Here is a 4,223-nt window from a genome sequence, read left to right as displayed (position 1 = left end):
CGCAGCGGGCGCCGGTCAGCGGGCTGCTCGGGCCGGGGTGCCCGGGCGGGGCGGCGAGGGTGCGGTGTCGCGGCCCGGGCCGCGGTGATCGTATGACGTGCGCGGTCGCGTCGTAAGGCCCCGTGGCGGTGGTCTGTACGGCGAGGTGTTCGGGATCAGGGACAATGAACGGCATGAGCGTTCGCACCCAGTCATCCGACCAGCCGGCCGAGACGGTCCACCGAGCCGGCTTCGCCTGCTTCGTCGGCCGCCCCAACGCGGGCAAGTCCACCCTCACGAACGCTCTCGTCGGGCAGAAGGTGGCGATCACCTCCAACCGTCCGCAGACGACCCGGCACACCGTGCGCGGCATCGTGCACCGGCCCGACGCCCAGCTGATCCTGGTGGACACCCCCGGACTGCACAAGCCGCGCACCCTGCTCGGCGAACGGCTCAACGACGTCGTCCGCACCACCTGGGCCGAGGTCGACGTGATCGGTTTCTGTCTGCCCGCCGACCAGAAGATCGGCCCCGGGGACCGGTTCATCGCCAAGGAGCTGGCCGGCATCCGCAAGACCCCGAAGGTCGCCGTCGTCACCAAGACCGACCTGGTGGACTCCAAGGCGCTCGCCGAGCAGCTCATCGCCGTCGACCAGCTCGGCAAGGAGCTGGGGATCACCTGGGCGGAGATCGTGCCGGTGTCGGCGACCGCGGGCAAGCAGGTGGACCTGCTGGCCGACCTGCTCATCCCACTGCTGCCGGAGGGCCCGGCGCTCTACCCCGAGGGCGACCTGACCGACGAGCCCGAGCAGGTGATGGTGGCCGAGCTGATCCGCGAGGCGGCGCTGGAGGGTGTGCGGGACGAGCTGCCGCACTCCATCGCGGTGGTCGTGGAGGAGATGCTGCCGCGGGAGGACCGGCCGGCCGACAAGCCGCTGCTGGACATCCACGCCAACCTTTTCATCGAACGACCCAGCCAGAAGGGCATCATCATCGGGCCCAAGGGCAAGCGGCTGAAGGAGGTCGGGATCAGGTCGCGGAAGCAGATCGAGGCGCTTCTGGGGACGCCGGTGTTTCTCGACCTTCATGTGAAGGTCGCCAAGGACTGGCAGAGGGACCCCAAGCAGCTCCGCCGCCTCGGCTTCTGACCGGCCGCCCCCGTGAGGGGGCCTCATCTGGAAGCCCCCTCACGGGTTTCCGGGACCGGTCACGTCCCGTCCAGCGCTTTGCGGACCTCCTCCGCTCCCTCTGCCCCGATCCGCACGAACACGGGGCTCACGCCCAGCGGCGTGGGGTACGACCGGACCGTACGCCCGCCGGACACCTCCTGACGACGGGCCACGTCGTACCACCGGCCCGGTGGCAGGTGGACGTCACGGACGGCCGCGTCCCCCAGCTGGGGCGCGGCCAGCACCGCCGGACCGAGCATCCACTCGTCGGCGATCGTGTACGCCTGCGGGTCCTCCGGGAAGTCGAAGAACAACGGCCGCATGATCGGATCACCGGTCTCCAGCGTCCGCTGCACCTGGTCCCAGATGTACGGAGCGAGCCGCGCGTGCCGGCTGATGGCTGCGCGGTACAGGGTGATCGTCTCCTCGTCGTACACCACCTTCTTCCCCGTGGTGACGTCGACGGTGTCCACGGGGGACGTGGACGCGTACATCAGCGGCATCAGGGCCGCGGACTGCGCCCAGCGCACCAGGACCTGTTTCGTCGGCGCCGGCTGGCCGCTGGAGCCGCCGATCATGTCGGTGGCGACGAAGGGGTAGCCGATGGTGGAGATGGCGAGGTTCTGTGTGACCGAGGCGCGCAGGGAGTTCCAGCCGGTGCCCTTGTCCAGCTGTCGGGTGACGAAGCCCGCCTGGTGGGCCGCCTCGTTCCAGTGGACGCGGATGCCGACCCCCTGGAGGTCGTACTCGTCGGCGAGCTGTGCGCCCAGGGTCTGGTAGTCGGCGGGCCGGTGTCCGGGCGAGGGGGCGCAGCGCTCGTCGAAGAAGCGGGTGTCGAATTTCAGGCCGTCGACGTCATAGGCGTCCATGAGGGTGCGGAGCCGGCCCTTGTACCAGGCGCGGGCCTGGGGGTTGGCGAGGTCGACGATGCCCGCCGTGCCGTTCCACCAGGTGACCTGGCAGGGGCGGGTGGGGTCCGCTGCGTCGGCGAGCAGGTAGCCGTGGTCGGCCGCGTACCGGTACTGGTCGGAGTCGAGGTTGATCCACAGGGTGACCCAGAGGCCGAAGCGGAAGCCGAGTTCGTGGATGCGGCGGGACATGGCCGCCGGGTCGGGGTAGGCCTTCGCGTCGAAGGTCATGTTCCCGTAGTTCGACTCCCATTTGTCGTCGAGCTGGAGGGTGTGGCCGGTGAGTCCGTTGTCGTGCAGGTCCTGGGCGTAGTCGAGGAGTCTGGCCTGGTCGACCTTGGTGTAGAACTGCGCCCAGGAGTTCCACACCGGCTCGGCGAACTGGCGGTAATCGGCGTCGGACTTGGCCGGCCGGCCCATGAGACCCACATAGTCGCGGTAGACCGCGAGGGGGGTCGACTCGACGAAGACGGTGGACCGGTAGGGGTCGGTCCCGGGGGAGTCGATGTCGAGGCGGACAAGTCCGTCCTCGTTCTGGTTGATCGCCACGTCCATGACGTGGCCGGTGTCCACGTGCACGCCGGTGGCGGACGACGTGTACCAGAAGGGGTCGATCATGTAGTACGAGGCCGGGCCGAAGGCGGGGTGGGCGACCTGGCCGCTGTCGAGCGGCCACGGCTGGTCGGTGGCAGGTCCGCCGTTCGGAGTCTGTGTCTCGCCGTGGCCGTACCAGTGGCCGGCGGACCGGAGGTCATAGGCGAGCCCGAGGCGGTCGGGTACGGCTCCGCCGACCTGCCAATCCAGTCGGTAACGGTCGGCGGACGGGGTGAGACGGGCCTTCACGGTGGCGCCGGGCAGGGTCGTGGCAGCGCTGAGGGTCAGGGTGCCGTCCTGCCAGTTCCAGTCGGTGACCTGGGTGGCGTGCTGCCAGGCGCCGGCTGCGCGGAAGCGGAGGGCTCCGGTTCCGGCGGGGGCGGTGGCCAGGACGGTGGCGCCCGAGCGGATGGTGACGAGGGCGAGCTGACCCGTCGTCACGCGCAGCTGATAGCCCGGGGTTCCGGGTCCGGCGGGGACGGTCAGGGTGAGCGCTTCCGATGAGGTGGTGAGGCGCGGGGTACGGGGGGTGTCGGGCTCCGCGGAGGCCCGCTGCGGCGGGGTGAGGGCGACGGGGAGGGCGAGGGCCAGACAGAGGGCGGCCAGCAGCACCCGGGATCTCAGTGATGATCTGCGCACGGCGCATGTCCTTCGACGGAGGAGGTCGGGAGGGCTTGCAATAACGTGCTCGATTCCGCCGATGGTCGAGCAGGAGAAATCATCTGTCAACGGCGGATCCGGGCCCCGGCGCACGTCGGGCCGGGACTCGGGGGATTCTCAGCCGGATATGAGGAGCGGGCAGCGCACTCCCGGCACGCGGATGAACTGTTCGGACACCGGACGGTGGAACGGCTCGTTCACGCCGACCCGCCGAACCCGATCGTCGGCACCGCCCTGCGCCGCGGCCACGGCTCCACCTCGGCCTCCGGCAGCAGGCCCGCCAGGAACGCGTACCGCCGTAGCGCCGCCCGGTCCTGGCCCGGGACCGATTGCACCCGGCGCCACCACGCCGCGATCTCCGCCCAGCCCGGCGCCGACAAGGACCCGCCGAACTCCTGTACGGACAGCGCGGCCGTCAGCCCGGCGAACGCCAGCCGGTCGGCGAGGGGCCACCCCGCGAGGGAGCCCGCCACGAACCCGGCGACGAACACGTCCCCGGCCCCGGTGGGGTCGAGCGCCTCGACGGCGATGGCGGGCACCTCCGCGGTCTCGCCCGTCCGCCGGTCCACCGCGTACGCGCCGTCCGCTCCGAGTGTCACCACCGCCACCGGGACGTACGCGGTGAGTGCCCGCGCCGCCTGTCGGGGGCAGTCCGCGCCGGTGTACCGCATGGCCTCGGCGGCGTTGGGCAGGAAGGCCTCGCAGTGCTTCAGGTCGGGCAGCCCGGCCAGGTCCCACGCGCCGGTGTCGTCCCAGCCGACGTCGGCGAAGACACGCGTGCCCTTGGCTGCGACCTGGGCGCGCGCAAAGCGGCGAGGGGGTCGACCTGGGCCTGCTGCTGCGGCCCCTCGGTGATGGGCGAGGGCCCTTTGCCGAGGGGGGGTCGTCCGGTCCCGGCCGGTCCCTTTCCGTG

General features: G+C 71.2%; 3 protein-coding genes. 1 reads left to right on the top strand and 2 read right to left on the bottom strand.

Translation table 11 applies throughout. From position 1 onward, the window contains the following. Positions 1-173: 173 nt before the first annotated feature. Positions 174-1,127: a GTPase Era gene (gene era, locus MTQ10_RS28390; RefSeq protein WP_247473199.1), complete on the top strand. Its 954-nt coding sequence runs from the start codon at positions 174-176 to the stop codon at positions 1,125-1,127. A 59-nt stretch (positions 1,128-1,186) separates the two neighbouring features. Here era and MTQ10_RS28385 read toward each other — a convergent pair whose 3' ends face one another. Both MTQ10_RS28385 and MTQ10_RS28380 read right to left on the bottom strand, forming a co-directional pair. Then, a complete protein-coding gene (locus MTQ10_RS28385; RefSeq protein ID WP_247473198.1) occupies positions 1,187-3,289 on the bottom strand; it encodes a glycoside hydrolase family 31 protein in 2,103 nt (700 codons plus the stop codon). Positions 3,290-3,507: 218 nt separating this feature from the next. After that, positions 3,508-4,223: PfkB family carbohydrate kinase (locus MTQ10_RS28380; RefSeq protein WP_247473197.1), on the bottom strand; the 716-nt coding region annotated here is incomplete at its 5' end.

It is taken from the genome of Streptomyces sp. XM83C (genome assembly GCF_023072675.1).
Lineage (GTDB): Bacteria > Actinomycetota > Actinomycetes > Streptomycetales > Streptomycetaceae > Streptomyces > Streptomyces thermocoprophilus.
Note: the sequence above shows the minus strand (reverse complement) of the source record. Positions and strands in the feature narration are given on the sequence as shown.